Origin of the sequence: Pseudomonas simiae (assembly GCF_900111895.1) — a bacterium.
Taxonomy (GTDB): domain Bacteria; phylum Pseudomonadota; class Gammaproteobacteria; order Pseudomonadales; family Pseudomonadaceae; genus Aquipseudomonas; species Aquipseudomonas simiae.
Genome location: NZ_FOKB01000001.1, coordinates 572,700 through 598,788, shown reverse-complemented (window position 1 = coordinate 598,788; position 26,089 = coordinate 572,700). Strand labels below are relative to the sequence as shown.

Here is a 26,089-nt window from a genome sequence, read left to right as displayed (position 1 = left end):
ACAGAATATTATTCTGTTAACCCATTGCGAGGATAATCCATGAGCCAGTTTCTCAGCATGTTCAACAGTGTAGGCCCGGCAGCGTTCAGCCAAATGGCCTGCCAAGTGGCGCCCTACTTCAGCACCATCAACCCGGAAATCGCCGAACTGCGCCCTGGGCATGCCGTGGTCAACGTGCCGTTTCGCAAGGAAATCACCAATCACCTGGCCTCCGTGCATGCCATTGCGCTGTGCAACGCAGCGGAATTGGCGGGTGGGACGATGACGGACGTGTCGATCCCGTCAGGTGCCAAATGGATTCCCAAGGGCATGACCGTAGAGTATCTGGCGAAGGCCAAGTCAAACATACGCGCCGTCGCGGATGGCAGCGGCATTGATTGGTCAACCGCTGGAGACAAGATCGTGCCCGTGGATATTTTCGATGAGGGTGAGGTGAAGGTGTTTACCGCGAAGATCACCATGAACGTGAAGATCGCCTGAGGCCGTGATGGCAGGCTCGGCCTTTGCCGAGCCACGCTTCAGCTCACCATCGACCACAGTGATGCCCCTACCCCGGTGATGCTCTCCCCGGCAATCAAACCGGCGGCAGCGGTGATCGCAAAGCGCTCGGTGAGGCTCGGCCAGCGGCAGCTCACCAGCCAGGTCAGTATCGCGCCCAGGGCCATCATCAGCGAGACCGAGGCCGGCAATACGAAGGCCAGGCCAAGGGCGGCGGCACTCGGAAGGAAGCGGGCACGATGGGCAGGCAACGTGCTGTCCAGCACACCCAGCACCACGCCAACCAAGCCGCCAATGGCAATCGCCCAGCGGATGCTGGTGGACAGAGAATCGAGTCCATGGGTGAGGGTTTGCGCCACGGCTTTCCAGGTGGCGACCGCCGGTGCCGGCCATTCTTCGGTGAGCAGCATGGATTGCGGATCAGGGATCAAGGCCAGGTAGGCGAATACGCCGACAATGCTGCCGATGAAGATCCCCAGGATTTGCGCGATCACTTGCTTGTGCGGCGTGGCGCCAATGGCCTTGCCCACCTTGAAATCATTCATCAAGTCCGTGCATTGCCCGGCCGCGCCGCCGGCCGTGTTGGCGCTCATCAGGTTGATCGGCACCTGCCCCGGCGCGACGATGCCGAAGCTCAGCTGGGACAGTTGCCCGATGGCACCGATGGGCGGAATACCGGTGGCGCCCACCACGCGCGCGGCGACGGCGGCGAGGCAGATCGCCAAGGGAATAGTGAGCAACGCCATGCCCAGGTTGATACCGAACAGCAGCGCCTGCAGGCTCACCACCAGCACAATCGCCAACGCAAAACCGGCGGCCGGACCTGGCTTGGGCACTGTCCAAGTCGATCCACCGCTGGAGTGCGTTGACCGGTACAACGCCCACAAACGAATCGCCAGTGACGCCAAGGTGGAACACACCATCAAGCTCACGCCCGGCCACAGCAACCACTCCACCAGCGCAGCGAACTGCGGGCCGCTGCTGTCCGCAGGCAACGTGACCAGGTGTTGCGCCAACAACCAGGGGCCCAAGCCGCCCCAGGCGAGCAAAGCACCGAGCAGCAGAGTCAGGCCCACGCGAATGCCGATGATGCCGCCGAAGCCCACCAGCAGCAGCGAAGGGTCGGCGGTGAAGGTCAGGCGCTCCAACTGAGCGATGGGCGACCAGCGCGGGAAGGCCCACATAAAGGTGTCCACCCACTTGACCAGCCCGGAGAGCAACGCGGCGCTGAACAACACCTTCAAGCGCGTCGCGGCTTCGCGGCCGTGGTTATAGATGTGCAACAGGGTTTCCAAGGTGGCCATGCCTTCGGGGAATTTCAGTGCCTTGTCATTCAGCAGCGAGGGCCGTAGATACCAGGCGATCCAGATGCCCAGGAAACTCACCGAGAACACCCAGGCGATCATCGGGACGGCGTCCAACTGGTTGCCGGTCAACAAGGTATAGGCCGGGATCGGCGCCACCAACCCACCGGAAATGATTGACGCGGCGGCCGACGCGACGGTCTGGTTGATGTTGCTTTCGTGCAAGGTCCACGGCAGGTGCTCGGTGGAACGCTTGGCCACTCCCTGAAAGATGGCGTAGCCGATCAGTAGCGCGATGATCGACATGTTGAACGACCAGCCGATCTTCAACCCGGCATACACATTCGAAGGCGTAAGGAGGATGCCGAGGACACTGCCGGTGATGACCGCGCGCAAGCTCAGCTCGCGGGTGACGGGGCCGTGCGGGAGAGTCGTTGGCGGGGCTGAAGTCATGCGGAGTCCTTTCGGCGACGAAACGGGGCGACTTAGTAAGTGAGCCCTGGAGCGACCGAAGGTTCCTGCCATGAGGATCGGGACAATGTGGTGAGCGGGCTTGCCCCGCTCACCACAACACGCTTGCCCTTCACAAAATCCTGGTCAGCTCAGACGAAATCGCGCGGTGTTGTCGCTCAGCGCCTGGCTGCCTTTGCTCAGGGTGTCAGCCGCCTGGTTCACTGCCCGCGCACCGTCCAGTAAACGCCCTGCCGCCTGGTCCACTTGCTGGATATTACCGCTCACTTCATCCGCCGTGGCGGCTTGCTCCTCAACGGCGGTGGCGATCTGTGCCAGGGTGTCGGTGACGTGCTGCACCGCGCCGGCAATCTCGCCCAAACGGGTACCCAGCCCGGTGACGGATTGCGCATCCGTCAGCGCTTGCTCACACGCCGCGCCCATCAGGGCGACTGCCTGGCTGACCGTGGCGCGCAGGCTGTCGACAGTGCCGGCGATCTGCGCCGTGGAGGCCTGGGTACGTTGCGACAGGCTGCGCACTTCATCGGCGACCACGGCAAATCCGCGCCCCTGTTCACCAGCACGGGCGGCCTCGATGGCGGCGTTGAGCGCCAGCAGGTTGGTCTGTTCGGCGATGCCACGGATGGTGTCGACCACCGATTGAATCTGCTGTCCCCGCTGGCTGACCTGCTCCAGCGCATCGGCGGTGTCGGTCAGGCGCACGTTGAGTTGCTGGATGCTGGCTGTGGTGCGCTGGCTGTCGCGGCTACTGTCTTCGGCAATGCGCCGGGTCTGTTGGGCGCTGTCCGAAGCGTGCTCACAGCTTCTAGCGACGCCCAAAGACGTCGCGGCCAGTTGGGTGGCGGCGGTGGCAATCTGGCTGATTTGTTGTTGCTGGTCTTCGACTTCGGTGAGGGTGTTGCCCGATTGGGCGTTGAGGGTCAGCACTGCCGAACCCAGCTGCTGCGTCTCGTGATTGACTCCCAACAGGCTGGTGCGCAGTTGCACCACCGCCACGTTGAGCGCGGTGCTGATGGCCGCGAGTTCATCGCGCCCTTCCACCGCCACTTCGACACACAGGTTGCCGTCCCGCAGGGATTCGGCCAGGGTGGTGATGCCGCTGGCGCTGCGGCGGATCGAGGCTTGCAGGCACATGAACAGGTACAACGCGGCCAAGGCCAGCAGGCTGAACGTTGCTGCCACCGGCACGAATTTCTGCAACGAACGGTCACGGTAGTGGCCCAGGCGCGCATCCAGCGAGGCGAGGGACTGGTTGCGCAGCGCGCCCAGGCTGTCGAGCATGCCGTCGACACTGGTGTCGAAGGCCGCCGTGTCGAGTTTGATGGTGCCGCCGAACACGCCGTCGTCGAGCACTTTGAGTTCGCTGTCCAGGCGTTGCAGGCTGTTGTCGTACTGCGCCGTCCAGGGTTCAATACCCGCATATTGCTTGGCCTTGAGTGAGGCCGCCGCCTTGACCAATTGGTCCCGCGCATCGCCAATGCGACTGCGCAAATCGCGCATCTGCAAACGGCTCTGCAAGGTGAATTGACCCGAAGCAATGGACGCCTGACCGACACTGGCCATGCGGCCTATGCGCTCGATCAGGTCGGGGGTGTACTGGGTGGAAATCTGCATCAGCAGGTAGGTTTCCAGCCACGGGTCGAGGATCAGCCCGGCATCCAGGGTGATCTGCTCGCGCAAGATTTGCATCGCGGTCAGGGCCGAGGTGAAACGGTCGTAGCCATCCGGCCACCAGCCCACGGTACGCAGGGATTGGGAGTCCATGCCCTTGACCGTGGCCTGCAACGCGTCAAAGCGGGCCTGGATGTCCGCACTGGCGTTCTGGGCTTTGAGCGAATCGCCCAGGGCTTGCAGGCTTTGCAGGATAACCGGGAAATTGGCGTCGACCTTGTCCATCGCCGCCTTCGCCGCCGGGGTGGGCGCGTGCAGGATGTCTGCCGCTTTCCAGCGCGCGGCGAGGTTGCGTTGGGCCGTCAGTTGACCATCGAGCGCATCCAGGGCCAGCAGTTGCCGAACCCCGGACTGCTCGCTGGAAATCACGGTCAATTTGTCGCGATAGTCCGAACCGATCATCCACAGGCTACCCGCCAGGGGCAGCATGAACAGGAAGAACAGGATCTGGAACTTGCGCGCAAAGCCGAAACGCCCCAGCAGGCGGATACCGGGTGATAAAAGGCTGTGCATGTCCGACCACTCCCCAAAAACGACCCACGCGGTGCACCGCGGGGTGAAGCCTTGAAATGACTAACGGCAAAATGCCATGTCATTGATTAGCTTGGCTCAAGCAAGATACGGGCCGTGGGTAGTGGGGCTGGAGACAGGCGGCCTCGCGCGTTTAGCGTGCAAGTGCCGTGCTCGAAAATGGGGCAAAAGCACTCAGTGCTGAAGACGCCGCTGTAACTATTGGCGCAGTCCGTAGGAACAGCGGAATTACTTCCTGCTGATTAGCGCTTTTCTCCACGCTCACACTGAAATCTCCTAACACCACTGGAGATTCATCATGCCCGTACGTCCATTGACCAGTTCTGAAAACCGAACCTTCCGCGCAGCACGCTGGGCGGCACTGCGTTCACTCAACTACACCATCGACCAACTCAATGCCGGTAATGCCACTGTCGCCCGGGTTTGGATGGGCGTCGCCCATCCTCAGAATCTGCAGGAATTGGCGCGACGCCTGGGGCTGATTCGTACGGCGTTGAGCAACATTCATCAAAACCAGGTTTTTTATGACACAGACCCGCAGGCTGACTGGTTCGCCAAAGTAAACGTCAACCTTCAAGGCCCGGCGCACGTCATCACAGTCGCCCGCCCCTTCTTCGAGGCCCCGACGTATGGCAATGACTCCCGCGCCGGTACGCTTATCCACGAAACCAGCCATTTCCGCGATGTGCTGAACACTGACGACAATGCTGATGGACGCGACGCCTGCCTGCGCCTGGTTCAGCAGGCACAGCAACATGACGGGAACCTGAATGCCGTCATTAACAATGCCGACAGCTGGGAGTATCTGGTGGAAGACACCTATTGATCCAGGGCTGCGGCAATCGGAAAAAGCCTGTTTTCGGACAGGCTTTTTCATCCCCCACTATCAGGAGTTGAACATGGAACGTCGATTATTGATGGGCGCCTCACTGGCAGCGCTATACATGTTGGCGGCGCCGGCGCACGCGCTCAGTACTGCCGATGTTGAACCTCAAACGCTAAAAGAGTATGCCGTCACACTAAACGCCCATGCGAGTCATTTTCAGTGGCAGCAATTATGGAGAGCCACGCGTGAGCATGGTTTTTTCAACAAAAACTCCCCCACGTACTTCACTGCACCCATGGCACAAGTACCCGACCTTGTGTCCACCGTTTTGAATAAGGCAACGACCGTTACACCCTTCGCGTCAACCCGCGCCACCTACCGCTATGACTTTGCAGACAAAGTAGGTTTATTCAACAACGTGGCCGTCACGGCACTGTGCGTTGATGTGGACTGGCGCACTCTGCACGAAGGCGCCGATGTTGAAGATGCCCACGCGATGCGATCGGTGAGCCTGTTGCTCGCCAAACCCTGCCCTTGATGCAAACAGCCACCCAAGATTCGCTTGGGTGGCTGTTCCTAGAGTGTTACAAAGCACTCGCCAACAAAGCGGCTTCCTTGCAACGTCGGGTGGAATAACGATCGCCGAAATTCCTCAAGTTGCTCTCGGCTGCGTTCCAGTCCGCCGCCACAACTTGCGCCCAGAACTTCGGTGTTCGGCTGGCAAGGTTGCCATATTGGAAGGCAACCGAGGCGATCACGGTTTGCATCGGAGCGGGTAATGCATCAAATGGGCGTCCGGCAGCTTTGCTGTAATCACTGGCCAGGCGCTTGATGAAGGGTGCCTTGTAGGCCTCGTCAATCCTACGCGCATCCTCCGCACTGACATTCAGCGGCAGGCGTTCGAGGCATGCGACGGCTTCCGCACCGATCAACCCCAGGTAGGGTAAAAGCCGGTCACTGAGATCCTTGGGCAGCATAGTCAGGTCCTTTTGCTGGCCCAGGTCAAAGCCGGTGCCGATGGTGACGCCGCTACGGCTGTTTTCCGGATCAGGCACGTAACCACGTGTGGCGCTACCGCCTTCGAGCTGAGCGATGAAAGCCATATCTATCGAATTGTTGGGCATGGTGAGTTTCCTCTTGGGTTTAGGAAACTGCAGTCCATCACCCACGCCTCCCCCTCTTCAGAAGGTAAAACTTCCCCATCTTCATAGGTAAAGTTTCCTACTGATTATCCGCACGCATTACTTCCTAAGCTCTGACCAGCTCACATCACAAGGAGGTTAGGCCGATGGAACCGAAAGACCTGGAACACATCGATGTTCGACAACTCCCCCACTCCCTTCAGGTGCTGGTTGCCTGTATCGGTATGGAAAACGCGTTCCGCCTGACCTGCGTATATGGCGGTCGCCCCAAGTACATCCCCAAACACGCACAACGTACTTCGCTGGCGCTGATTTTATCGCCGGAAGCCTTACGGGCCTTAATCAATGACTTCGCAGGTATTTCTTTGGAGATACCCAAGTCCGACCATTTTTTTCGGCAGATCCGTAATCAGAATATCCAGATGGGTATTTCCGATGGCATTTCACGAAGTGTATTAGCCGAGAAGTACGGACTGAGCCTGCGGCAAATCGCCAATATTCGCCGCCAAGACATTTGCATTCATCGGTAATTACTTCCTACTGAATCACAAAGTGCCACATGGATAAATTGAAGTTGCGCACTTTCGCGCACTCAAGATAAGGAAATTAAAAATGCCAGATATTGATAAAGGTCTCATTGGAGGCGTGATCGCCGCACTCCCACTGGACAAGATGATTACCGGGCCGCTGATGGCAATGATCCAGGCCCAAGTCGCTGCCAGTAAAGCGTATGCGGACTTTCTCATGGGCGTGTGTATCCAGGACGGCAAGGCCGTTTCGGTACAGTTTGACTATGACGAAACCCTCGTCGATGAGCAGGGCATCTACAAAGGCACGGTCAGCAAGACCATGCGCATTCCGCTGCTGGCTGCGATCAGCCACCCCAACATCACCATCGAAGAAGGCAGCATCGAGTTTGAGCTGACCATCACCCAAATGGCCGAGGACACCAGCTCCAATGATGTTTCCGGCAGCTTCGACGCCAAGATGGGCTGGGGTCCTTTCAGCGTTTCGGTCAAAGGTGCCGCCAGCCACAAGTCATCCCAGACACGTAAGACAGATACCCGCGCACGCTACGAAATCAAGACCAAAATCGTTCGCCAAGACCCACCGGAAGCCTTGATGCGCGTCATCGATTTCCTCACCGATGCCGCCACCAAGCCGGTCACTCTGCCGAGCGCCACTCCAACCAGCCCGACTGAGCTGCCAAAAGCAGGGGTGCTTCCACTGCCTGACGCCAAGCCTGCGGAAAAAACCAAATAGTCCCACCCCGCCCCGTCCCTCTGGGCGGGGCAACCCACTCGACTTGAAAGGAGCTCACCATGGCATTTTTTTCGCGCCCCAAGGAACCCATGTCGGCCAGCGACTTGAGCCACATCACCCGCGGGTTGCAGCAGGCCGCAGCGGCCACGCATAACTTGATCGCCCATCAATACATTGCGCTGTTCGACCAGTTCTTCGACTACAACGCTGAGGACCTGGGCACGCCAATGAAAGCCAAGATGGTGGAGATTTCGCTGACCGAGGGACATACCATCAGCGTACCGCTGATCGCACTGGTCGCGCCGAAGGGTTTGGCGCTGCACAAGATGGATGTAGACCTGTCGGTAAAAATGCACAGCACTGAGGTGCAAAAAGCCAGCCACGACCTGGAGAACGGCGACCTCCACAGCGAGAAGTTTTTCGTGACCTTTGGCGCCACCAAGCGTGAGGGTCAGGAACGCGATCCCGATGAGGTGCAGATTCGTATCGAGTTCAAGGCGTGCGAGCCACCGGAGGCGATCAACCGAATCATCGAGGAGTACACCCATTTGATCAGCCCCATCGCAAACCCGCCAGGTCCGTCCCCTATCACCGAACAGCCCACCGCACAGGCCCCTTCGGACTTCGCCCCCTAAAGGCGCTTAAAAGGACCTATTGCATCACCTTGTACCGGTCGAAATTATTGATGTGATCATCCAGATTATCCTCAAGCATCATCCGGTACTGGTCACAGAAGTACTTCAACATCGCCTCCCGTGCATCGGCCATTTCCGCGCCGGACTTGAAGTTGCGCGCACTGGCCCAGGCATTGAAGCGCGTGGTGCCGAACATCATCGAGGCGCTGACCTGGCCGAGGTTTTCGTGAGCCTGCAGCTGCTGGTTCGACAGTTCGATGTGCGCGTCGGCGCGGTCGTAGAAAGTGAGGTCGGTGGCGTCGGCCATTGTCGGTGTCCTAGGTCATCAGGTTTGAATGAAGGGGTATCAGGCCAGTAACGCGGCAATCCATCTGGCCTGTTGGGCAATCTCTTGTCGCTTCTCTTGCGACACCGCCTGCCGAGCGCGCTCGAAGCTGGACAGGGTCTTGTGCTTCTGGCGCAACATGCGTTGCCACTTGGCGATGAACGCCGGGCTGCGGGCCTGCATTTGCAGCGGCCCGAAGTACAGCTGTTCAGCAGTGTAAGCCACTGGCCCAGCGCGCTCGGCGACGATGATTTCGTAGTAGAAACGGTTCTCCAACAGCAGCTCTTCACTGAGGATCGTATAACCGTTATCCATCAGCCATTGGCGCAGCGGTTGCTCGCCGCCGTTGGGTTGCAGGATCAGGCGTTCCTGGCCGCTCAGGTGCTGCTTGCCGCTTTCGAGGATGTCGCGAATCGTCTCGCCGCCCATGCCGCAGAGGCTGATCGCGGTGATACCGTCATGAGGTTCGATGGCCGCCAAGCCATCGGCCAGGCGCACCGTGATCTGTTGCTCCAGGCCGTTGTCGCGCACGCTACGTTGCGCCGCATGAAAGGGCGTGGTCGCGACCTCCCCCGCCACGGCCGACGTGATCAGGCCGCGACGCATCAACGCCACCGGCAAATAACCGTGATCGGAGCCAATATCGGCCAGGCGCGCGCCAGCCGGTACGTTGGCGGCGACGCGCTCCAGGCGTTTGGACAAGGTGTGTTCGTTCAACGGCCCTGCTCCCCCGAAAAACGATCCCGGCTGTTCGTCAGGTGCAACACCATGGCCGCGCGGGCAGCGTCCGGGTCCTGGCGTTTGATCGCGTTGAAGATCGCCTCATGTTCCAGGTTCGCCAACTGGCCCAGCTTGGCAAAGTCGGCGCCGCCACGTTCATCGCCTTTCACCTGGGTGCGCGGGATCATTGCATTGCCCAGGTGCAGCATGATTTCGGTGAAGAAGGTATTGCCGGTGGCCTCGGCGATCAACTGGTGAAAGCGTTTGTCTTCCTCCACGCAGCTGTCGTTGTTGGCCAGGGAGGCCTGGTAGTCGTCGAGTGCCTGGCGCATGTGGTCCAGCTGTTCGTCGGTGCGGCGCAATGCCGCCAGCGCGGCGGCTTGCACCTCCAGGCCCAGGCGCAGTTCGAGCATGTTGCGCACGCTGGCCACCGTGTCCACATGCAGGCGCAAGCCCTGCTGGGCCTGTTGCGCCAGCACGAAGGTGCCGATGCCGTGGCGGGTCTCGACCAGCCCGGAGGCCTGCAATTTGGAGATCGCTTCGCGCACGACGGTTCGGCTCACACCGTGCTCAAGCACGATGGTGGATTCCGAAGGCAGCTTTTCGCCGGGTTTCAATTGGCCGAGCAGAATGCGCTGGGTCAGCACATCGACCACGCCCTGGGCCAGGTTGGTGGAGCGTTTACGCAGGGGGATTCCACTTTCGATGGGCATTGCAACAGGTCCACGGGGTTGAGCTGCGGGGAGCTTAACACCCAGCCCGGCGCCAAGCGTGGGTTGATTGAAAAAACCCACAACTTGTATGACAACCAAACTTATCGTTCACGCTCACAGATACCCTCCTCACGCTCTTTGCCGGTAAAAATCTCGCTCAAGAACCCGCACCGCGCCCAATAAACACGCTATAAATAACCGGAATATCTGTTCTACCCACCGCGTTATAAGAAGAAAAACACTCCCCAGCGGATTGCGGTCGCAAGAAACCTACTTGTATGATGTCTATCAACAAGACACGCAAACCCGCATAAAAATAATCAGGGGGAGTTTTGAATTGTGAACAATTCAAGCCATGCATCTGCCGCTCCACACCGTGATCCCGTCGTCGCGCGCGCCGTGAGCAAAGTGAAGAGCCATGTGCTCCCACTGTTCGTGATCATGTTCATCCTCAACTACATCGACCGGGTCAACATCGGCTTTGTGCGCACGCACATGGAGCATGATCTGGGCATCGGCGCGGCCGCCTATGGTTTCGGCGCCGGGTTGTTCTTCATCGGCTACGCCCTGTTCGAAGTGCCGTCCAACATGCTGCTGCAAAAGGTCGGCGCACGTCTCTGGCTGACCCGCATCATGTTCACCTGGGGCATCGTCGCCACGCTGATGGCGTTCATCCAGAACGAAACCCACTTCTATATCCTGCGCTTCCTGCTGGGTGTGGCCGAGGCCGGCTTCTTTCCTGGGGTGATCTACTACTTCACACGCTGGCTGCCTGGCGCGGAACGCGGTAAAGCCATTGCAATCTTTTTGAGCGGCTCGGCGGTTGCGTCGCTGATTTCCGGCCCGCTTTCAGGCGCGCTGTTGCAGATCGAAGGCTTTGGTTTCCATGGCTGGCAATGGATGTTTGCCATTGAAGGCCTGGCCTCGGTGGCACTGGGGTTCTTTGTGTGGTTCTGGCTGGACTCGAAACCCCACGACGCCCAGTGGATGACCCGCGAAGAGCAGGACGCGCTGGTCAACGCCATCGACCAGGAGCAGCGCGACCGTGAAGCCCTCACCACGGTCAAACCGACCCTCGGCAAACTGCTCAAGGACCGCCAGATCCTGCTGTTCTGCGCACTGTACTTTTGCATCCAACTGACGATCTATGCCGCTACCTTCTGGCTGCCGAGCATCATCAAGAAGATGGGTGACCTCACGGATGTGCAGGTCGGCTTCTTCAACTCGATCCCGTGGCTGATCTCGATCATCGCCATGTATGCCTTCGCCTCGCTGTCTGGCAAATTCAAGTTCCAGCAGGCTTGGGTCGCGGCGGCGCTGTTGATTGCGGCAGCGGGCATGTTCATGTCTACCACGGGCGGGCCGATCTTTGCCTTCGTGGCGATCTGCTTCGCGGCCATCGGTTTCAAGTCGGCGTCGTCGCTGTTCTGGCCGATACCCCAGGGTTACCTGGATGTGCGCATTGCCGCCGCGGTGATCGCGCTGATCAACTCCATCGGCAATCTGGGCGGCTTCGTCGCCCCCACCACCTTCGGCTTCCTGGAACAGACCACCGGCTCGATCCAGGGCGGCCTTTACGGCCTGGCCGGCACTTCGTTGCTGGCCGCGATCCTGGTGTTTTTCGCCAAGACCTCGCCCTCTGCCGTTCCGATTTCACCGAGCGCCGAGCCAACAAACGCCGCCCTCAGCAAACCTCTTTGAGCTTATTCAGGAACTTGCCATGACTACGCCCGTCGTTACTCACTTTCAGGTCATCCCCGTCGCCGGCCATGACAGCATGCTGCTCAACCTCAGCGGCGCCCACGGCCCCTACTTCACACGCAATATCGTGATTCTCAAGGACAGCTCCGGCAACACCGGCGTGGGCGAAGTGCCCGGTGGCGAGCGCATCCGCGAAACCCTGGAAGACGCTCGCAGCCTGGTGATCGGCCAACCCATTGGCCAATACCAGCGCATCCTCAACCAGATGCGCAGCACCTTTGCCTCCCGCGACGCTGCCGGTCGTGGCTTGCAGACCTTTGACCTGCGTATCACCATCCACGCCGTCACGGCCATGGAAGCCGCGCTGCTCGACCTGCTGGGTCAATTCCTCGACGTCCCGGTGGCGGCCTTGCTCGGTGAGGGGCAGCAACGCGACGCGGTAAAAATGCTCGGCTACCTGTTCTATGTCGGCGACCGCAGCGCAACCCCTCTGGCCTACCGCAACGAAGCCGACAGCGACGATGAGTGGTTCCGCCTGCGTCACGAAACAGCCCTGACGGCCGACGCCGTGGTGCGCCTGGCTGAAGCCGCCAAGGCCAAGTATGGTTTCAACGACTTCAAGCTCAAAGGCGGCGTGCTGAGCGGCGACGAAGAAATCCAAGCCGTCACCGCCCTGGCCGAACGCTTTCCGGATGCCCGCATCACGCTCGACCCGAATGGCGCCTGGTCATTGAAAGAAGCCATCCGGCTGTGCCGCGACCAGCACCACGTACTCGCCTACGCAGAAGACCCTTGCGGCGCCGAGAACGGCTACTCGGGCCGCGAAGTCATGGCCGAATTCCGTCGCGCCACAGGCCTCAAGACCGCCACCAACATGATCGCCACCGACTGGCGTGAAATGGGTCATGCGATCCAACTGCAATCCGTCGACATCCCCCTCGCCGATCCGCATTTCTGGACCCTGCAAGGCTCGGTACGCGTGGCGCAGATGTGCCATGAATGGGGCCTGACCTGGGGCTCGCACTCCAACAACCACTTCGATATTTCCCTGGCGATGTTCACCCAGGTAGCCGCCGCGGCCCCTGGCGACATCACCGCCATCGACACCCACTGGATCTGGCAGGACGGTCAACACCTGACCAAGGCGCCACTGAAAATCGAAGGCGGCTACGTGAAAGTGCCAAACAAGCCAGGCCTGGGGGTGGAGATCGACATGGACGCGGTCGCCAAGGCCCATGAGGTGTACAAAGGCATGGGCCTCGGCGCGCGGGATGACAGCGTGGCGATGCAGTTTCTGATTCCGGGGTGGCGCTTCAACAACAAGCAGCCGTGCCTGGTGCGCTGATTCAGAGGTTTGTAGGGGCGGGCTTGCTCGCTCCTGCAATCGGCCGCACAGTCAGCTCAATCCCTGGCGCCAGCATCAGCTTCTGGATCATTTCATAGCGCGTCTTTGCCCCCCTTTTCTGGTCGGTTTTATCGCGCCCCCACAGCCTCAAGTAGGCCGTGATACCCGTACGCACGAAATACATTCGGTAGCCGGGCCCGACAACCATTGGGTGGATACTATGAGGGCTTGTTTCCCCCGTGTTTAAAGCACCCGATCAAACAACGGCGCCACGTCATACCGCTGCTTCAACATCTGCGCATCCACCAAAAAATCCGCCGTGGCCTGGGCCTCGCTGATAATCGTCGGCGAGATCGGCAGCACCTTGATCGCGTCGCGCTTGAACCACACCTTGGCGATTTCCGGCGCCGACTGGTTGGCCTTGGACCAGGCTTCGGCGTACTCATCGACGTGAGTGTTGCTCCACTGCCGAGCGCGGGTCAGGCGGGCGATGAAGTCCTTGATGATCGCGCTTTTCTGCGCCAGGGCCGGCTCGTAGGCGACGATGTAGGTCGGTGCGCTCATCAGGCCCTTGGCGTTGCGGATCAGGGTGCTGCCTTCTTTTTCCTGCAGCGACACGTAGGGTTCCCAGGTGCCGAAGGCGTCGATGTCGCCCTGGGTCAGCGCCAGGCTGGCCTCTGCCGGCAGCAGGTATTTGAAGTTGACGCTGCTGCGCGGCACACCGGCTTCATCCAGCGCCCTGTACGCCAGTTGCTGGCTCCACGAGCCGTTCCAGATGGCGACGGTCTTGCCTTTGAGGTCAGCCACCGAGTGAATGCCCTTGCGCGCCACGATACCCACACCGTCGAGGCTGGTCTGGGTGCTGGCGACCACTTTGACCGGCGCACCATTGGCGGCCAGGCTGATCACCGGGGTGTCGCCGACGATGCCCACATCCAGCGCGCCGCTGGCCACGGCCGAGGCCACCGGCGAGCCGGTGTTGAACCGTTTGAAATCGATTTTGTACGGCAGGTCTTTAAGCTCACCCGACAGCTCCAGCACGATACGGTTGGAGAAAAACTGATCACCCACGGTGAGGGTCAGCGGCTCGGCGGCTCCGGCCGACGTTCCAGACAGTGCAAGAGAGGCCAGGCCCAGCAAGGACAGCAGTGTTCGACGGTTGATCATGGAAAATCCCACAGGGTTGGAGGGTTGGTTCAACCATCTGTGGGTATGCAGTCTGGCCGTTTGACGTAGAAGCTAACGCAATAAAAGCGCGGGGTTTAATACTGTTAGGCACTATCGATAGAACCGTCGTACAGCTCGCTAGCTGCTATTCGTATTAAAAACTTTGCCGCACCTGAGTTAGGGTGGCCGTACCAGACCACTGGACCCCAGCACCTGAACCATTTTCTGCAAGGTCCATTGCATGTCGATTCCCACTTTGAATATCTGGGGCACACCGCCCACCGCCCGCTACGAACAACTGGCCGCGCCGTTTCGTCCCCTCTTTGCGCAGATTCTCGCGCAGGCGGCGGTGGCGGATCAGACACGCGGCAGCCTCGCCACCGTGATCCAGCAACTGAACGCCTTGGGCTTGCCGCGCTGGCGTCTGCCGGCCAGTTACGGCGGCCAGGATGCGACGCTGGTCGAATTGCTGACGTTGCTCACGGAACTGTCCGCCGCCGACTCCAACATCACCCAAGCCCTGCGTGGGCACTTCGGTTTCTGCGAAGACGTGCTCAGTGCCAAGGACCGGGTTTGGCGCGCCAAATGGCTAGACCGGCTCGGCCAGGGCGCCCTGCTCTCCCCCGGCAGCACCGAAGTCGGCAACCAGACCCGCGGCGATTTCGAAACCCGCCTGCACCGTGACGAAGCTGGCGCCTTGCGCATCAGCGGCAGAAAGTTCTACACCACCGGCGCGCTCTACAGCGACCTGATCAACACCATCGCCACCGGCGAAGACGGCACGATCTACAGCGTGGTCGTCGACCTCAAGGCCCCCGGCGTGCAGATCGTCGATGACTGGAACGGTTTCGGCCAACGCCTCACCGCCAGCGGCACCTGCATCTTCGACAACGCGCCCGTGGTGGACGACGACGTACGCCTCACCCAACAGCGCTTTGGCCACGGTCAATCGTTCTTCCAGCTCTACCACCTCAGTACCCTCGCCGGCATCGCCCGCCGCGCCGCCCTCAGCGGCGCCGAAGAACTCCGCCAACGCGCGCGCACCTTCACCACCGGCAATGCCGACACCGCCGGCCAGGACGTGCAACTGCTGCAAGTGATCGGCGAAGTCGCCAGCCAGGCCTACGCTGCGCAAGCCATCGCCCAGCAAGCGGCGCAACGGCTGGAGCACACCGCGCAGTATGTAATCGCCCATGACCAACCGTTGCACGATGACGATCCGCAGGTTGCGCTGGCTGAATTGGAAGTGTGCCTGGCCGTGAACCCGGTGGTGGATGCGACACTGGCGGCCACCACGGCGCTGTTCGATGCACTGGGCGCCAGTGCCACCGCCAGCAACAAGGCGCTGGACCGGTTGTGGCGAAACGCGCGAACCCTGGCGAACCACAACCCGCGCGTGTACAAGTCGCGGATTGTGGGCAATTACCTGGTGAATGGGATCCTGCCGCCTGCGCAGTGGCGGGTGGGTGTGGCACAGGTATAACGGCCAGAGGTCACAGACACCCCGCTGTGCCCTGGTTCATCAGGACTTCCAGCGGGGTTTGCATGGTCGCTCTCCGGTTGTTTGCGGCGAGTGCATCGCACTGCAAAACAGTGTGCGACGGGGCAACACCGCTCGTAATCCTACTTGGGTATGGGCCGTGTATACCTTAGTTTGCAGGCTGGCTCACAAACTCCAGCACCCGCGCCAGCATCCGATCACAGGCCTGCAACTGCGCCACGCTGATAAACTCGTCCGGCTTGTGCCCCTGCTCCATGCTGCCCGGCCCGCACACCACCGTGGGAATGCCGGCCTGGTCAAACAATCCGCCTTCAGTGCCAAAGGCCACGGTGGCGAACTCCCGCGAGCCACAGAACTGCGCCACCCACTCGGCGGCCTGGCTTTCCAGCGACGTGGCCAACCCCGGATAGCTGGACAACTCGCTGAGGCTGATCGCCGATTGCTCGCTCACCGCCCGCATCGCCGGCAACAGGGTTTGCTCGGCGTATGCCTGCAATTGCCGGGCAACCTGCCAGGGATCCTGGGCGGGCAAGGAACGCACTTCGAAATCGAAACTGCAGTCCTGCGGAACGATGTTCAGTGCCTTGCCGCCGTTGATCAGGCCGGTCTGCACCGTGGAAAACGCCGGAGCAAAGCGCTGATCCAGATGCGGCGGCGCCTTGAGCGTTTCGCCGAGCCGCACCAGCTCGCTGATCAAACACGCGGCATATTCAATGGCATTCACGCCCGCCGGCGCATAGGCCGAATGGCACGCCGCTCCATGCACGTGGCAACGCATCGCCAGTTTGCCCTTGTGGCCGAGTACCGGCTTGAGTTCGGTGGGTTCGCCGATCACGCACAGCAGCGGTTTGACCGGTTGCTCATGGAATCGCTCGATCAGCGAACGCACACCCAGGCAACCGACTTCTTCGTCATACGACAGCGCAATGTGCACCGGCATGCGCAGCGAAGCCTTCACCAGGGCCGGCACGCACGCCAGCACACAGGCGATATAGCCCTTCATGTCCGCCGTGCCACGGCCGTACAACTTGCCGTCTTTCTCGGTGAGGTCAAACGGCGCCACGCTCCAGCGCTGCCCCTCCACCGGCACCACGTCGGTATGCCCGGACAACACGATGCCGGGCACTTCTGCCGGGCCGATAGTCGCGAGCAGGTTGGCCTTGCTCTTGTGTTCGTTGTACACCAACGCGCAGGCCACGCCGTGGTCCTGCAAATACGTGCGCACAAAGTCGATCAGGGCCAGGTTGGATTCGCGGCTGGTGGTGTCAAAACGCACCAGTTGCGCCAGCAGTTCGCGGCTGTTCATCGATCGTCTCCGGGTACGGCGTAGCCGGGTGCGATCTGCGGGTTGATGGCACGGTCGATGTAGGCCTGCAACTGCCCGCGATAAGCCTGCCAGAGCTGGTCGAGGGCGCCGATGGGGTCTTCATCCGCCCAGTCCACCCGCAGGTTGACGATGGGCCACAAGAGGTCATCCACCACCACCAGTGCCGCCGAATGCACCGGCCCGGCTTCACCACCGCCTGCCACACCGGCTTGCATCGCCGCCAGCAAGCGGTCGGCCAGATGCCCGGAGGCTTTTTCGAAAGCAGCCACCATGGCATCGATCACAGCAGGATGGGCGAGCATATTCCCCGCCGCCACACACTGCTCGCCACTCACCGCATGGTGGATGCCCAGGGTCTGCGCGCCGCTGAAATGCGCCGTGCGGCCTGCGTTATCAATCACCGTCACCTGGCGATATTCACTGTGATCCTGCCCAGCCAAGGCGGCCAGCGCCTCACTCGGCGCCACCCCCTGTTCCAACAGGTCCAGCACCTGCGGCCCCAGGCTCGGCAAGGTGATGTTCTGCGACGCTACCGCCCCTACGCCGGGCCGCAGCCACGGGCAACGCGCGCCCACGGCAATGCTCGAAGAGCTGATGGCGATGCCCAACTGGCCCGTCTCGGCGCAGCGGGCGACAACGGAAAAAGTCATGTGGAGTCCTCAGTCGAGCACGGAAGGGTCTGCGTCGATCATCAACTGCTTCATTTCTTCAAAGTGCCGGCGCGAGAAATCGGCAATACCTTCCCAGCCGCGCGCGGTTTTTTCCGCCACTTCATCGGACAACACCCGCAACGGCTGCCCGGTGGACCAGGCGGTGACGAGGATCTGGCAGGCGCGCTCCAGGGTCCAGATATCGTCAAAGGCTTCACCAATGGAGCCGGCCGTGACCATCACGCCGTGATTGCCCATCAGCAGCCGACTCTTGCCATCCAGCAGCCCGGCCAGGCGTGCGCCTTCGGCCTCGGTGTCGGCCATGCCGCCGTACAGTTCGTCCACCGCCACGCGGTTGAAATAACGCGCGGTGTTCTGGTCGATCGGCGGGATATGCGGCTTGGCCAGGCACGCCACTGCCGTGGTGTAGACCGGGTGCAAGTGCAACACCGCGCGGGTCTGCGGCAACAGGCGATGGATCTGCCCGTGGATCGACCAGGCGGTGGGGTCCACGTTCGGGTGATCGGCACAGGCCGAATCATCGGCGTTCAACAACAGCAGATCGCTCGCGCGAATACGTGAAAAGTGCTTCCACTTCGGGTTGAGCAAAAACTGTTTGCCATCGGCCGACACCGCAGCACTGAAGTGGTTGGCCACGGCTTCGTGCATGCCCAGGTGCGCGATGATGCGAAAGGTCGCCGCCAGGTCGATGCGCGCCTGTTCTTCGTGGGATAACGCCATGAATCGGTCTCCGCAGGGCGCGGCCGCACGCGAATGCGGCACGCGCTGATAGGTTTACTTCGGCATCAGCGCCGCGATGTCGGCATCGGTCGGTGCCTGGAAGTTGTACTTCTTAAGCAAGGCGGCGTATTCCGGCGTGGCGCGGTATTTTTCCAGGCCGTCGAGCAAGGCCTTCTTCACCGTGTCATTGCCCTTCTTCACACCAAAGCCGTTCAGCACCGGGTAGATCAGCGTGTCGGAGGAAATCACCACGCGGCTGCCGAGCTTGTCGATCACGCCACGGGCCACGGCGGCGTCGGTGATTTGCGCTTCTACCGCGTGGGCCAGCAGGGCCTGGGTGGTCTGCGGGTCGGTGCTGTATTCGCTGATCTGGATCGGCTTCAGTCCCTTGGCCACGCAGTACTCGGTGGACAGCTTGTTCATCTGCGCCAACCACGAGGTGGCGCCCATGGAGCCGATCTTGTGGCCGCAGAACTCTTCCGGGGTCTTGGGCTGGAAGCTGCTGTCCTTGAGGGTGAGGATCGACTCACCGCTCTTGAGGTAAGGGATCATATCGATGACTTTGACCCGTTCCGCCGTGATGTACATCGACGAGTTGGTCACATCGAAACGCCCGGCCTGCAGGCCGGTGATCAGGTTGGGGAAACGCGTGTCGAGGGTTTCGACCTTGCGGCCCATGACCTTGCCCAAGCCGTCCATGAACTCGATGTCAAAACCTGCGGGCTTGTTGTTATCCATGTACTCATAAGGGAAGAACGTCACGTCGGAGCCGGCGATGATCTTGCCGTCCTGCTGGAACGCCGAAGCTGCCAACGAAGTCATCGCAACCGCGGCGCCCAGCAGGCACACGGCAAGGGGACGAATACTTTTACGAAACGCTGTCATGGTGATTACCTGCAAGGTTTTTGGGAGGTTAGGCAGTGGCGGAATCTTGGCCGGCCTGTTGCACGAAGAACGAGGCGCCACGGGGCTTCTGCGGCAAGCGCATGTGGTTGTCCGTGGAACGCACCAAGCCGCTTTCTTCACCGGCCACCAACAGGCCGGCGTGTGCACTGGGCAATGGGTTTTCGCCGAATGGCAACGCGTCTTCAGCGGCGTACACGCTGATGAAGAGGGTCCGCGGCAGTTCGGTCTCGTTTGGGCTGGAGGCATGCAGCAGACGGGTGTGCATGAAGCACACGGAGCCAGCGGGGCCGTAGCAGGCCACCGGGTGCTGGCAGTGCGCGTCAACGACGGCGTCGTCCACGGAACCGGTGAAACGCTGGTGCTGCCAGTGCGACCAGAGCGGGCCCTTGTGGCTGCCGGGGATCACGTTCAGCGGTCCGTTTTCAGGGGTCACTTCGCTGACCATCAGCAAGGCGGTGACGATGTCGTCGTTGCTGTGGGGCGTGAACAGGAAGTCCTGGTGCCACTTCACCTGAGTCGCAGTGTGGGGCAGTTTCGAGTTGATCTTGCTGTGGTGAAAGCGTGCGCCATTGGCGCCGATCAGCTGCGCGGAAATCGCCGCCATGCGCGAGTGCAACGCCACGCGCTCATAGGCCGCCGAGATCTCGGTGGGCGAACTGACCCGGCGCAGCGACGGGTGATCGGCGCGGTGGTCGCCCTCCAGGTCAAAGCGCTCGCGGCCATCCACGGTGGCGCCCCAGCCCTGCGAGTGGCCGCGGCTTTCTTCGACCCACTGGTCGAAGTCGTGTTGCAGCTCAGCCACTTCCGCCGATGACAGCACGCCTTCGACCACCAAGAAACCGTCACGCTGGAATTGTTCGATTTGCGCTTGCTCGATCATGTTGTGTGTCCTGAACGTTGAGGGGGTCACGCCAACGAGACGTCCTTGAGGAACGCCTCCACGCGTGGGTTGTGTCCGCTGCGCAGGGCGCCCGGCGTGTCGTCGCAGACCACGCGGCCCTTCTCCATGAATACGATGCGGTCGGATACCTTGAAGGCGAAGTTCATCTCGTGGGTGACGATCACCATGGTGATGCCCTCCTCGGCCAGGGCTTCGATGACTTGCAGCACTTCGTTGACCTTCTCCGGGTCGAGCGCCGAGGTGGGCTCGTCGAACAGCATGATCTGCGGGCGCATCATCAAGGCACGGGCAATGGCCACGCGTTGCTGCTGGCCGCCGGACAGCTGGTGCGGGTACTTCCAGGCGTGGTCGAGCATGCCGACCTTGTGCAGCAGTGCGTAGGCCTGCTGCTTGAGTTCGGCGGTCGCGCCCAGGCGATGGTATTTCGGCGCCATCAGCAGGTTGTCGAGCACGGTCAGATGCGGGAACAGGTTGAAGCTCTGGAACACCATGCCGATGTTCAGGCGATGCTCGGCGTGCTCGATGTACTGGGGTTTCTGCGCGCCGACTTTATTCAAGTGAATGAACGGCTGGCCGTTGATCCTGATTTCGCCGTTGTCCAGTTGTTCAAGGCCGTTGAGCAGGCGGATCAACGTAGTCTTGCCGGAGCCGGACGGGCCGATCACCGACACCACTTCACCGGGCTGTATTTGCAGGTTGACCGAGCCCAGCACCTCGATATCGTTGTAGGCCTTGTGCAACCGCGCAGCTTGCAACGCGGGCTCGCCGTGGGTGACCGGACGCGCCAAGGCTGTGCGCTGCTGGCTGGCCAGGGCCAGCACCGCCGCATCGGGAACACGGGAGACGTTGCGCTCGTTGACGTCGAGAAAGCGCTCCAGGCGTTTGAGCAGGAAGTCGAACACCGTGACGATAAACACGTAGAAGAACGCCACCGCCGCCATGGTCTCGATCACCAGGAAGTTCTGCGAATACAGGCGCTGGCCGACCATCAGGATTTCAGTCAGGGAAATCACCGACACCAGGGAGGTGAGCTTGACGATGGAAATGTATTCGTTGGCCAGCGATGGCAAGGCCACCCGCAGTGCCTGGGGAATCACCACGCGCAATTGGGTGCCGAAAAACTTCAGGCCCAGCGCCCGCGCTGCTTCGGCCTGCCCTTTGGGAATCGACAGCAGTCCACCGCGATGGATCTCAGCCACGTAGGCGGTTTCGCAGATCACCAGCGCCAGCAGGCCGGACCAGAAAGGGTCGGCCAGGATCGCCGAGGTGCCGGGCAACGCTTGCGGCAGGTTGTAGATAAAAATCAACAACACCAGCAGCGGCAGGCTGCGGAACAGCCAGATATAGCCACGGGCCGGCACACTGAGCAGGCCATGCCTGGACTGCTTGGCCAGCGCCAGCAGAAAGCCCAGGCCAATGCTCAAGACCCAGGTCAGGGTACTGAGCTTGATCACCGTCCACGTCGCCCGCCAGAACTCGGCATCGCCCAGCAAACCAAACATGTAATTCCAGTCGAATGTCATCGTCGCTGTGCCCTGAGAAATTGATCTACATCGATGGGTTCAGAGTCGTGGGGGGAGGCACTTGGGGTCAATTCGTAAAAGCCGGGGCACTGGGTAGGCAGAACCTATGCAGCGACATTACAGTGATAAGCCGGCTTGCCCCGCGCCAGCGCGGGGCAAGCCCGCTCACCACCAGGTGATAGGTGCCCCTTTGTGGAGCATCCTCAATTCACACCGGTCAGCGTCCGCACCGCATGGGGGTCGAAAAAGCTCGGCGGCGCCATGCCGGGGATGTACTGGTCGGACACGAACATGCGGCAACGCTCGGCAAACGCCGACACCACGCGCGACAGCTGAGTGTTGCTGGCCGTGGCGTAGCCCAGGCGCATCGGCCGGTGTGCGCCGGCCAGTCGCAGGCGGATCACGCGCTTGCCGTCCTGGGACAGGTTCGATTTGGGTCGCGCATTCGCAAAGGAATAGCCGATGCCATTGCCCACCATGGCACGCACCGTTTCGAGGTTGGTGGAGCGCATGATGATGTTCGGCGTAGTGCCGGCCTGGATGAACAGGCTGAGGAAATAGTCGCGGCTCCACGGAGTGTCGAGCAGCACCACCGGGTAAGCCTCAAGGTCTTGCATGCTGACGGCCGGTGAATTCGCCAGCGGGTGATACTCGCCGACCATCACGTACGGCGGCAGCTGCGCCAGGGGTTGAAAGTCGATGTCCGCACTGGTCACCAAGTCGTAGGTCAGGGCGATATCCAGCTCACCGCTGCGCAGTTTTTCCAGCAGCTCTTCATGGTTACCCTCAGCTTGCGTCAGCCGCACGCCTGGAAACGCCCGGCCGAAACCAAACACCAGTTCCGGCGTGATCATCGGCGCCAGCGACTCCAGGCAGCCGACTCGCAACGGCCCACGCACGGTGTTCAAGGACTCCGAAGCGATGGTGTAAAGGTTGGTCATCTGCTCCAGGATCAGCTTGGCTTCCTGCATCACCAGGCGCCCCACCGCCGTGAGGGAAATGCCCTGGGCGTGGTGGCGGATAAACAGTTGAATGCCCAGCTCGGCCTCCATATGGGTGATCGCCGCCGAGATCGATGGCGACGACACGTGGATGCGTTCAGCGGCCGCACTGATGCTGCCCGCCTCTCCCGACGCGACGAAATACTCCAGTTGACGCTGAGTAATACGACTGAGCATCACGCCTGCCCTCTCAACAATGACTGTAGGGGAAGCGTTGCAGGGTTCGTGCCGGGTCACGCGCCAGGCGATGAGTTGCAGGGGCTTCGGTTTTTCCTAAGCACTACCCCGCGCAAATGCTGGTTTCGCCGGAGTCAGGGCGGTGTGAAGCTGGCGTCATCCCGTTTCCCACGAGTTGCCGTTATGCCGACCCACACTCGCATCCGCATGTTCAACACCCGACAGACCTACCCTAACCAGGCGCTGGACAACGACCTGTGCCAGGCCGTGCGTGCCGGCAACACCATCTATGTGCGCGGCCAGATCGGTACCGACTTCGACGGTAACCTCGTCGGCCTCGGCGATCCACGCGCCCAGGCCGAGCAAGCGATGAAGAACGTCAAGCAACTGCTAGAAGAGGCGGGTTCTGATCTGTCGCACATCGTGAAGACCACCACCTACCTGATCGACCCGCGCTACCGCGAGCCGGTGTACCAGGAAGTCGGCAAGTGGCTCAAAGGCGTATTCCCGATCTCGACCGGGCTGGTGATCTCGGGCCTGGGCCAGCCGGAGTGGTTGATGGAAATCGACGTGATCGCGGTGGTGCCGGATGACTGGCAGCCCTGAATGACCTGGAGTACGCCATGACCCACCCTGTGTTTTTCCTCAACGGGCCCAACGCCAATCTCTATGGCCTGGACAAAGCCGGCACCTACGGCAGCGAAAGCTTTGCCAGCATCCAAGCCCGCTGCCAAGACCTCGCCGCGACCCTGGGCCTGACCCTGGATTTTCGTCAGAGCAACCATGAAGGCGTGCTGGTGGACTGGATTCAAGAGGCACGATTGAACGCCGACGCCATCGTGATCAACGCCGCCGGGCTCAGCTACAGCTCGGTGCCGATCCTCGATGCGCTGCTGGCCTTCGACGGTCCGATCATCGAAACGCACATGAGCAATATCTGGAAGCGCGAACGCTTCCGGCACCACTCCTACGTGTCCAAAGCCGCCACCGGTGTGATCGCCGGGCTGGGGGCGCTGGGTTACCAACTGGCACTCACGGCCGTGGCCGAATTGCTGGACCAAACCGCCTAATGACTGTGCAGGAACCGCCTATGTCCGTCGAAAAAATCAACACTCTGGTCGTCGGCGCAGGCCAGGCCGGCGTCGCCATGAGCGAACACCTATCGCTGATGGGCGTGCCGCATATCGTGCTGGAACGCCACCGCATCGCCGAACGCTGGCGTTCGGAGCGCTGGGACTCCCTGGTCGCTAACGGGCCGGCCTGGCATGACCGGTTTCCCGGCCTCACATTCGAAGGCATTTCGCCGGAAGCCTTCCCCCCCAAAGAGCGTATGGCCGACTACTTTGAAGCCTACGTGGACAAATTGCAGGCCCCCGTGCGCACCGGCGTCGAGGTGCAGCAGGTAGAGCGTCATGTGGGACGACCCGGCTTCAAAGTGACCACATCGGCCGGCGTGATCGAAGCCGCCAATGTGGTCGCCGCCACCGGCCCGTTCCAGCGCCCGTCCATCCCGAACATCGTCCCGACCAACGCACCGCTGCATCAACTGCACTCTTGCACCTACAAGAACCCCGGCCAACTCCCCGAAGGCGCAGTACTGGTCGTCGGCGCCGGCGCCTCCGGCTCGCAAATCGCCGAAGAACTGCAAAAGGCCGGCAAGACCGTGTACCTCTCGGTGGGCGAACACTACCGCCCTCCCCGCGCCTATCGCGGTCGCGATTACTGCTGGTGGCTGGGTGCGTTGGGCCTATGGGATGAAGTCAAAATCCAGCCGAAGAAGAAGCACGTCGCCTTTGCGGTCAGCGGTTACGAAGGCGGTAAGACGGTCGACTTCCGCCGCCTGGCGCACCAAGGGATTCATCTGGTGGGCGTCACCGAGAATTGGAAAGACGGCGTCATGACCTTCCAACCCGGCTTGGCCGAGAACGTGGCTCAAGGGGATCGCGCCTACTTTGACGTGCTGCGCGATGCGGATGCCTATATCGAGGCGAACGGGTTGCCGTTTCCCCCGGAACCGCAGGCCTGGGAGTTATTGCCAGATCCTGAGTGTTTGGTGAATCCGATGTTGAGCCTGGACCTGGCAGAAGCGGGCGTGACCACGATCCTCTGGGCCACTGGCTTCACGTTCGATTTCAGCTGGTTGAAGGTCGATGCATTCGATGAGAAAGGCGAGCCGTTCCACAAGCGCGGGATCTCCGCGCAGAGCGGGATTTACTTCCTGGGCCTGCCGAATTTGGTGAACCGCGCATCGTCGTTTATCTATGGGGTTTGGCACGATGCGAAATACCTGGCGGACCATATCGTGTTGCAGAACGAGTACATGGCGTACGACAAGTCCTGATCCCTGACGACGGCTCGGTTTTTTTGCGATCTATCGGTGTTGTGTCAACACAAGCCCGTGTGCCCCTGCCCTTTCAGCCGCGCTTCGGCAACGTCCAGTTCGGCCGGATAAAGTGGCAGGTATACCCGTTGGGAATCCGCTCCAGATAATCCTGGTGCTCCGGCTCTGCCTCCCAAAACGGCCCCGCCGGCGCAATCTCCGTCACCACCCGCCCCGGCCACAATGTCGAGGCATCCACATCCGCCACCGTATCCTCGGCCACATCCCGTTGCTGCTCGCTCAGGTAATAAATTGCCGAACGATAGCTCGGCCCAAGATCATTGCCCTGCCGGTTGGGTGTGCTCGGGTCATGGATCTGGAAAAAGAACTCCAGAATCTGCCGGTAGCTGATCACCGCCGGGTCAAACACGATCTCGATCGCTTCCGCATGGTTGCCATGGTTGCGATAGGTGGCATTCGGCACATCGCCGCCGGTATAGCCGACGCGGGTGTGCAGCACGCCGGGGTAGCGGCGCAACAGGTCTTGCATCCCCCAGAAGCAGCCGCCGGCGAGGATCGCGGTTTCGGTTGAGTGGGTCATGGTGTGTTCTTCCGCGCAATGGATACACGCTAGTTATGGGGCTGTGTTGGCAAATACCAAGGGTAAGGGGGTACCCAGACGATTGGTTTCGGGTAATGATGCGCCACCAGAATCAAGGACGATAACAAC

General features: G+C 61.0%; 27 protein-coding genes and 1 pseudogene. 12 read left to right on the top strand and 16 right to left on the bottom strand.

Annotated features, from left to right (window positions below; translation table 11 throughout):
* Window positions 1-39: 39 nt before the first annotated feature.
* Entirely contained in the window at window positions 40-480 is a 441-nt protein-coding gene (locus tag BMZ57_RS02700) for a hotdog fold domain-containing protein (protein WP_010208999.1), read from the top strand.
* Between the two features lie 38 nt (window positions 481-518).
* On the opposite strand, the gene BMZ57_RS02695 is transcribed toward BMZ57_RS02700, so the two are convergent.
* Together BMZ57_RS02695 and BMZ57_RS02690 are read right to left on the bottom strand one after the other, a co-directional pair.
* Entirely contained in the window at window positions 519-2,255 is a 1,737-nt protein-coding gene (locus BMZ57_RS02695; RefSeq protein WP_069672432.1) for an OPT family oligopeptide transporter, read from the bottom strand.
* 144 nt (window positions 2,256-2,399) lie between these two features.
* Entirely contained in the window at window positions 2,400-4,457 is a 2,058-nt protein-coding gene (locus BMZ57_RS02690) for a methyl-accepting chemotaxis protein (RefSeq protein WP_069672431.1), read from the bottom strand.
* 316 nt (window positions 4,458-4,773) lie between these two features.
* Between BMZ57_RS02690 and BMZ57_RS02685 the strand changes: the two genes are divergently transcribed.
* Window positions 4,774-5,301: a M35 family metallo-endopeptidase gene (locus tag BMZ57_RS02685; RefSeq protein ID WP_010208994.1), complete on the top strand. Its 528-nt coding sequence runs from the start codon at window positions 4,774-4,776 to the stop codon at window positions 5,299-5,301.
* A 73-nt stretch (window positions 5,302-5,374) separates the two neighbouring features.
* Complete coding sequence (locus tag BMZ57_RS02680) at window positions 5,375-5,839, top strand: hypothetical protein (protein ID WP_021490755.1); 465 nt, start codon at window positions 5,375-5,377, stop codon at window positions 5,837-5,839.
* Between the two features lie 46 nt (window positions 5,840-5,885).
* On the opposite strand, the gene BMZ57_RS02675 is transcribed toward BMZ57_RS02680, so the two are convergent.
* Entirely contained in the window at window positions 5,886-6,425 is a 540-nt protein-coding gene (locus BMZ57_RS02675) for a pesticin C-terminus-like muramidase (RefSeq protein WP_021490756.1), read from the bottom strand.
* A gap of 164 nt (window positions 6,426-6,589) precedes the next feature.
* Here BMZ57_RS02675 and BMZ57_RS02670 point away from each other — a divergent pair, with 164 nt between their 5' ends.
* The 3 genes from BMZ57_RS02670 (at window position 6,590) to BMZ57_RS02660 (ending at window position 8,341) form a co-directional block, all read left to right on the top strand.
* Entirely contained in the window at window positions 6,590-6,973 is a 384-nt protein-coding gene (locus BMZ57_RS02670) for a Mor transcription activator family protein (protein WP_010208990.1), read from the top strand.
* An 82-nt stretch (window positions 6,974-7,055) separates the two neighbouring features.
* Window positions 7,056-7,706, top strand: coding sequence for a DUF2589 domain-containing protein (locus BMZ57_RS02665; protein WP_010208988.1), 651 nt, complete (start codon window positions 7,056-7,058; stop codon window positions 7,704-7,706).
* A 59-nt stretch (window positions 7,707-7,765) separates the two neighbouring features.
* On the top strand, window positions 7,766-8,341 hold the full coding sequence (locus BMZ57_RS02660; RefSeq protein ID WP_010208987.1) for a DUF2589 domain-containing protein: 576 nt from the start codon (window positions 7,766-7,768) through the stop codon (window positions 8,339-8,341).
* Between the two features lie 16 nt (window positions 8,342-8,357).
* Here the strand turns inward: BMZ57_RS02660 and BMZ57_RS02655 are convergent, their stop codons facing one another.
* From BMZ57_RS02655 to BMZ57_RS02645, 3 genes are read right to left on the bottom strand one after another with little or no spacing between them, the layout of a single operon-like run.
* On the bottom strand, window positions 8,358-8,648 hold the full coding sequence (locus tag BMZ57_RS02655; RefSeq protein WP_010208986.1) for a DUF3144 domain-containing protein: 291 nt from the start codon (window positions 8,646-8,648) through the stop codon (window positions 8,358-8,360).
* Between the two features lie 39 nt (window positions 8,649-8,687).
* Window positions 8,688-9,383, bottom strand: coding sequence for a tRNA (adenine(22)-N(1))-methyltransferase (locus tag BMZ57_RS02650; protein WP_010208985.1), 696 nt, complete (start codon window positions 9,381-9,383; stop codon window positions 8,688-8,690).
* Window positions 9,380-10,099, bottom strand: coding sequence for a FadR/GntR family transcriptional regulator (locus tag BMZ57_RS02645; protein WP_010208984.1), 720 nt, complete (start codon window positions 10,097-10,099; stop codon window positions 9,380-9,382). The genes BMZ57_RS02650 and BMZ57_RS02645 overlap by 4 nt, the downstream gene beginning before the upstream one ends.
* A gap of 339 nt (window positions 10,100-10,438) precedes the next feature.
* Between BMZ57_RS02645 and BMZ57_RS02640 the strand changes: the two genes are divergently transcribed.
* Both BMZ57_RS02640 and gudD read left to right on the top strand, forming a co-directional pair.
* The gene (locus BMZ57_RS02640; protein ID WP_069672430.1) at window positions 10,439-11,800 is read left to right on the top strand and encodes an MFS transporter; all 1,362 of its coding nucleotides are present in this window, start codon (window positions 10,439-10,441) and stop codon (window positions 11,798-11,800) included.
* 19 nt (window positions 11,801-11,819) lie between these two features.
* On the top strand, window positions 11,820-13,145 hold the full coding sequence (gudD, locus tag BMZ57_RS02635; protein ID WP_010208977.1) for a glucarate dehydratase: 1,326 nt from the start codon (window positions 11,820-11,822) through the stop codon (window positions 13,143-13,145).
* Between the two features lies 1 nt (window position 13,146).
* Here the strand turns inward: gudD and BMZ57_RS29685 are convergent.
* Window positions 13,147-13,347 (bottom strand): annotated as a pseudogene (locus BMZ57_RS29685) (type II toxin-antitoxin system RelE/ParE family toxin); the annotation flags it as partial.
* Window positions 13,348-13,388: 41 nt separating this feature from the next.
* Window positions 13,389-14,312, bottom strand: coding sequence for an ABC transporter substrate-binding protein (locus BMZ57_RS02625; protein ID WP_021490760.1), 924 nt, complete (start codon window positions 14,310-14,312; stop codon window positions 13,389-13,391).
* A 241-nt stretch (window positions 14,313-14,553) separates the two neighbouring features.
* On the opposite strand from BMZ57_RS02625, the gene BMZ57_RS02620 reads away from it, so the two are divergent.
* Window positions 14,554-15,795, top strand: a complete 1,242-nt coding sequence (locus tag BMZ57_RS02620) for an acyl-CoA dehydrogenase family protein (protein WP_042571813.1) — start codon at window positions 14,554-14,556, stop codon at window positions 15,793-15,795.
* A 166-nt stretch (window positions 15,796-15,961) separates the two neighbouring features.
* Here the strand turns inward: BMZ57_RS02620 and argE are convergent, their stop codons facing one another.
* The 7 genes from argE to BMZ57_RS02585 all read right to left on the bottom strand — a co-directional run bounded on the left by argE (window position 15,962) and on the right by BMZ57_RS02585 (window position 23,039).
* Window positions 15,962-17,119, bottom strand: a complete 1,158-nt coding sequence (argE, locus tag BMZ57_RS02615) for an acetylornithine deacetylase (protein ID WP_069672429.1) — start codon at window positions 17,117-17,119, stop codon at window positions 15,962-15,964.
* A complete protein-coding gene (locus tag BMZ57_RS02610; protein WP_042571815.1) occupies window positions 17,116-17,790 on the bottom strand; it encodes a DUF1028 domain-containing protein in 675 nt (224 codons plus the stop codon). The genes argE and BMZ57_RS02610 overlap by 4 nt, the downstream gene beginning before the upstream one ends.
* A 9-nt stretch (window positions 17,791-17,799) precedes the next feature.
* Window positions 17,800-18,531, bottom strand: coding sequence for a class II aldolase and adducin N-terminal domain-containing protein (locus tag BMZ57_RS02605; RefSeq protein ID WP_010208969.1), 732 nt, complete (start codon window positions 18,529-18,531; stop codon window positions 17,800-17,802).
* A gap of 54 nt (window positions 18,532-18,585) precedes the next feature.
* Window positions 18,586-19,416, bottom strand: coding sequence for an ABC transporter substrate-binding protein (locus BMZ57_RS02600; protein ID WP_021490763.1), 831 nt, complete (start codon window positions 19,414-19,416; stop codon window positions 18,586-18,588).
* A gap of 28 nt (window positions 19,417-19,444) precedes the next feature.
* Window positions 19,445-20,317: a phytanoyl-CoA dioxygenase family protein gene (locus tag BMZ57_RS02595; protein WP_021490764.1), complete on the bottom strand. Its 873-nt coding sequence runs from the start codon at window positions 20,315-20,317 to the stop codon at window positions 19,445-19,447.
* Window positions 20,318-20,343: 26 nt separating this feature from the next.
* Entirely contained in the window at window positions 20,344-21,861 is a 1,518-nt protein-coding gene (locus BMZ57_RS02590; RefSeq protein ID WP_069672428.1) for an amino acid ABC transporter permease/ATP-binding protein, read from the bottom strand.
* Between the two features lie 203 nt (window positions 21,862-22,064).
* Entirely contained in the window at window positions 22,065-23,039 is a 975-nt protein-coding gene (locus tag BMZ57_RS02585) for a LysR family transcriptional regulator (protein ID WP_010208965.1), read from the bottom strand.
* A 183-nt stretch (window positions 23,040-23,222) separates the two neighbouring features.
* Between BMZ57_RS02585 and BMZ57_RS02580 the strand changes: the two genes are divergently transcribed.
* Genes BMZ57_RS02580 through BMZ57_RS02570 form a run of 3 tightly spaced genes read left to right on the top strand, consistent with a single transcriptional unit; the run spans window position 23,223 to window position 25,380 of the window.
* Window positions 23,223-23,645 carry a RidA family protein gene (locus BMZ57_RS02580; RefSeq protein ID WP_010208964.1) on the top strand — a complete coding sequence of 141 codons (423 nt, stop codon included), beginning with the start codon at window positions 23,223-23,225 and terminating at the stop codon, window positions 23,643-23,645.
* A 17-nt stretch (window positions 23,646-23,662) separates the two neighbouring features.
* Window positions 23,663-24,109 carry a type II 3-dehydroquinate dehydratase gene (locus BMZ57_RS02575; protein ID WP_010208963.1) on the top strand — a complete coding sequence of 149 codons (447 nt, stop codon included), beginning with the start codon at window positions 23,663-23,665 and terminating at the stop codon, window positions 24,107-24,109.
* 20 nt (window positions 24,110-24,129) lie between these two features.
* Window positions 24,130-25,380, top strand: coding sequence for a flavin-containing monooxygenase (locus BMZ57_RS02570; protein ID WP_069672427.1), 1,251 nt, complete (start codon window positions 24,130-24,132; stop codon window positions 25,378-25,380).
* 73 nt (window positions 25,381-25,453) lie between these two features.
* Here the strand turns inward: BMZ57_RS02570 and msrA are convergent, their stop codons facing one another.
* The gene (gene msrA / locus BMZ57_RS02565) at window positions 25,454-25,960 is read right to left on the bottom strand and encodes a peptide-methionine (S)-S-oxide reductase MsrA (RefSeq protein WP_047540541.1); all 507 of its coding nucleotides are present in this window, start codon (window positions 25,958-25,960) and stop codon (window positions 25,454-25,456) included.
* Window positions 25,961-26,089: the final 129 nt, after the last annotated feature.

Coding starts and splice junctions, on each gene's coding strand:
- BMZ57_RS02700 (WP_010208999.1), top strand. CDS start 40: ATGAGCCAGTTTCTCAGCATGTTCAACAGTGTAGGCCCGGCAGCGTTC.
- BMZ57_RS02695 (WP_069672432.1), bottom strand. CDS start 2,255: ATGACTTCAGCCCCGCCAACGACTCTCCCGCACGGCCCCGTCACCCGC.
- BMZ57_RS02690 (WP_069672431.1), bottom strand. CDS start 4,457: ATGCACAGCCTTTTATCACCCGGTATCCGCCTGCTGGGGCGTTTCGGC.
- BMZ57_RS02685 (WP_010208994.1), top strand. CDS start 4,774: ATGCCCGTACGTCCATTGACCAGTTCTGAAAACCGAACCTTCCGCGCA.
- BMZ57_RS02680 (WP_021490755.1), top strand. CDS start 5,375: ATGGAACGTCGATTATTGATGGGCGCCTCACTGGCAGCGCTATACATG.
- BMZ57_RS02675 (WP_021490756.1), bottom strand. CDS start 6,425: ATGCCCAACAATTCGATAGATATGGCTTTCATCGCTCAGCTCGAAGGC.
- BMZ57_RS02670 (WP_010208990.1), top strand. CDS start 6,590: ATGGAACCGAAAGACCTGGAACACATCGATGTTCGACAACTCCCCCAC.
- BMZ57_RS02665 (WP_010208988.1), top strand. CDS start 7,056: ATGCCAGATATTGATAAAGGTCTCATTGGAGGCGTGATCGCCGCACTC.
- BMZ57_RS02660 (WP_010208987.1), top strand. CDS start 7,766: ATGGCATTTTTTTCGCGCCCCAAGGAACCCATGTCGGCCAGCGACTTG.
- BMZ57_RS02655 (WP_010208986.1), bottom strand. CDS start 8,648: ATGGCCGACGCCACCGACCTCACTTTCTACGACCGCGCCGACGCGCAC.
- BMZ57_RS02645 (WP_010208984.1), bottom strand. CDS start 10,099: ATGCCCATCGAAAGTGGAATCCCCCTGCGTAAACGCTCCACCAACCTG.
- gudD (WP_010208977.1), top strand. CDS start 11,820: ATGACTACGCCCGTCGTTACTCACTTTCAGGTCATCCCCGTCGCCGGC.
- BMZ57_RS02625 (WP_021490760.1), bottom strand. CDS start 14,312: ATGATCAACCGTCGAACACTGCTGTCCTTGCTGGGCCTGGCCTCTCTT.
- BMZ57_RS02620 (WP_042571813.1), top strand. CDS start 14,554: ATGTCGATTCCCACTTTGAATATCTGGGGCACACCGCCCACCGCCCGC.
- argE (WP_069672429.1), bottom strand. CDS start 17,119: ATGAACAGCCGCGAACTGCTGGCGCAACTGGTGCGTTTTGACACCACC.
- BMZ57_RS02610 (WP_042571815.1), bottom strand. CDS start 17,790: ATGACTTTTTCCGTTGTCGCCCGCTGCGCCGAGACGGGCCAGTTGGGC.
- BMZ57_RS02605 (WP_010208969.1), bottom strand. CDS start 18,531: ATGGCGTTATCCCACGAAGAACAGGCGCGCATCGACCTGGCGGCGACC.
- BMZ57_RS02600 (WP_021490763.1), bottom strand. CDS start 19,416: ATGACAGCGTTTCGTAAAAGTATTCGTCCCCTTGCCGTGTGCCTGCTG.
- BMZ57_RS02595 (WP_021490764.1), bottom strand. CDS start 20,317: ATGATCGAGCAAGCGCAAATCGAACAATTCCAGCGTGACGGTTTCTTG.
- BMZ57_RS02590 (WP_069672428.1), bottom strand. CDS start 21,861: ATGACATTCGACTGGAATTACATGTTTGGTTTGCTGGGCGATGCCGAG.
- BMZ57_RS02585 (WP_010208965.1), bottom strand. CDS start 23,039: ATGCTCAGTCGTATTACTCAGCGTCAACTGGAGTATTTCGTCGCGTCG.
- BMZ57_RS02580 (WP_010208964.1), top strand. CDS start 23,223: ATGCCGACCCACACTCGCATCCGCATGTTCAACACCCGACAGACCTAC.
- BMZ57_RS02575 (WP_010208963.1), top strand. CDS start 23,663: ATGACCCACCCTGTGTTTTTCCTCAACGGGCCCAACGCCAATCTCTAT.
- BMZ57_RS02570 (WP_069672427.1), top strand. CDS start 24,130: ATGTCCGTCGAAAAAATCAACACTCTGGTCGTCGGCGCAGGCCAGGCC.
- msrA (WP_047540541.1), bottom strand. CDS start 25,960: ATGACCCACTCAACCGAAACCGCGATCCTCGCCGGCGGCTGCTTCTGG.